Below are 2,766 nucleotides of genomic sequence, written 5' to 3' on the forward strand. Positions count from 1 at the left end.
GACCCAAGAAGAGAATGCCCGAAACGGCCTGATAGCCACCGACTGGCGCGACCCGCAGTACGATATGCTGTTCCAGCCGGTTACCAACAGCATCCGTTACCATTACGACTTCAACGGCAACCGCACCACCACCGTATTGCCCGACGGCAGACAAATCAACTACCTGTATTACGGCAGCGGCCACCTGCACCAAATCAACCTCGACGGCGAAGTCATTACGGACATCGAACGCGATAAGCTGCACCGCGAAATCCAAAGGACACAGGGAGCCCTGACCAGCAACTACGAACTGGATCCGGTAGGCCGTCTGAAAGCCCAAATCGCACAACTCAACGGCCTGTCTGAAAACGGCAAAGCAGCCGTAGGGGCGGGTTACATACCCGCCCGCATGCATGGCCAAACCGCGGTCAAACGCAGCTACGGCTACGACAAAACCGGTAACCTGCTCCACAGCACCGACCAGCGGACGGGCACCACGCATTTCGAGTACGACAAACTGGGCAGAATCACCCGAGCGGGCAACGAACGCTTCGCCTTCGACCCCGCGCACAATATCCTTTCAGACAGGCATCGGGACAACGCAGTAAAAGACAACCGTCTTAAAGAATACAACGGCACCAGCTATTACTACGACGGCCTCGGCAACCTGATCCACAGAGAGCTGCCAAACGGCGAAGTGCAGAACTATTTCTACGATTTGCACGACCAACTCATTAGGGTGGAAATCCAACGCAAAGATGCCGACGGCAATTGGTGCAAAGAAACGTGGGTTTATAGCTACGACGCGTTGGGCAGAAGGGTCAGCAAAGGCCGTCTGAAAGCAAACGGATATGCAGAACCCCTTTCAGATGGCCTAAGAGGCAACGCCTGTCTGAATACACCGAACGGCAAAGATATTTTAGACAGCGAAATTGCCTTCCTGTGGGACGGCAGCCACTTGTTACAGGAACAAAATTCAGACGGCCTTTATACTTACATCTACACCGACCAAGATTCTTACGAACCGCTGGCGCAAGTCTGCAATTGGACACACGAAGAAGAAACCGAGCAAAGTACCCATTATTTCCACTGCGACCAAATCGGCATTCCGCGCGAAATGACCGATAAAGACGGCAACCTACTGTGGTTCGGGTATTATTACGGTTGGGGTAAGCTTAAAAGCGAAACGAACATCACAAACACCCATCAGCCGTTCAGATTACAGAACCAGTATTGCGATGAAGAAACGGGGCTGCATTACAACTTCTTCAGGTATTACGAGCCTGATGCAGGTAGGTTTGTTAATCAGGATCCGATTGGCTTGTGGGGGGGAAGCAATTTTTATCGATTTGCTGCTAATTCACAAAGATGGTTTGACCCATTAGGATTAAATTGCGGCAGCGATGCTAAAAAACTCAGAAAAAACATGACCGATTCAGGTATTGCTGAACCAAGTTATCCAAATAGTGCACATCATATAGTCATGTCGAATTCAAAAGATCCTAAAATGGATGCCTTAAGAACAAAAATGGCAAACTTTGTTGAAATAATAAATGGGAAAGAGATAAAAGGAATAGATATAAATGACGCTGATAATGGTGTATTCCTACCTTCTAATAAAGACGCAAAAAGCAAATGCCACTGTAGTGCTCCTGCTCATAGTACAGTTCATACAAATACGTATAAAAAGACAGTTTATGAAAGATTAAAAGACATAAACGATCCTGCTTTATTCAGGGAAGAATTGAAAAAAATTGGAGATGAGCTTAAAAAAGGCACCTTTCCAATATAAATGAATACTTTTTTGATATTAAATTATTTAACAAGGCTAGTTTAAATGGAATTTAAAAATTTAGAAAATGAATTTAAATCTCTTGAGAAACATTCAGCAGAAGAATTAATAAATGAGATTTATAAAAGAATATGTAAAACCGAGTTTTCAACATCACCTTATTATGATATTCCAATCTATTCATTTCAAAGATTTGGTATGAAAAAAGGTAGAATATTGAAAAATTGTAAAAACAGAAAAAATAAGTATGAATATTGTTTTGATAAAAATAACAGAATTTTATTAATAAAGGAATGGAATAAACTAGACAGCTTCAATAGCCAAATCTTCTTCTATAATGAAAATAATCACTTACCATTTAAATCTATAAGCTATTCTTATAATAATAAATTGCTTAATATAACATATTATTTTTATAATCAATCCAAGATCGAGTCGTCTATTTTTGTAGGAAAATACGGATACAGAAAAGAACTCTATATTTATAGCCAAGAAAATGGATTGCTATCGACTATAAAAACACAACAGTTTGAAACTGACTCAACGTTTATAAATGAATTAACTCAAATATTTATACATGATGAAAATGGAACTCTAATTGAAATTAAAAAAGTATATGATAATGATGAGGATGTTGTATATCGCATAAAATAATGGCGGTTTGCATAAATACGGTTACCCGACTCCATTGGAGCAATCCTATGCATGACATGAAACTGATGTTGCCCGAAAAACCAGTTTATACTGTGTCAGACAAAGCTGCTGCAGCTTGTATAACATTGGTTTCAACATACAAGGATGCGTGCCAGCAGCACGCACGCGTTTTTTACCTATTAACCTTAATCCACACGAAACCCCGCCATGGCCGTCAACAAAATCGCCCGTAAGAGCAGCAAGTTCCGCGTGGTGTTTATGGTGCCCGACTTCTGTTGGCCGCCCCCGCCCGCTCCGCCGCAAGTGCCGCCGATTCCCTTCCCGCTGTTCGCCGATTTGGG

General features: G+C 42.5%; 2 protein-coding genes. Both read left to right on the top strand.

Features of this window, described 5'->3' with window-relative positions:
* Positions 1-1,771 (top strand): RHS repeat-associated core domain-containing protein (locus AKG09_RS11425; RefSeq protein ID WP_197272159.1); only part of this gene is annotated, 1,771 nt, incomplete at its 5' end.
* Positions 1,772-1,816: 45 nt separating this feature from the next.
* Positions 1,817-2,425: a hypothetical protein gene (locus AKG09_RS11430; protein ID WP_054619549.1), complete on the top strand. Its 609-nt coding sequence runs from the start codon at positions 1,817-1,819 to the stop codon at positions 2,423-2,425.
* Positions 2,426-2,766: the final 341 nt, after the last annotated feature.

This window comes from Neisseria sp. 83E34 (assembly GCF_001308015.1).
Lineage (GTDB): Bacteria > Pseudomonadota > Gammaproteobacteria > Burkholderiales > Neisseriaceae > Neisseria.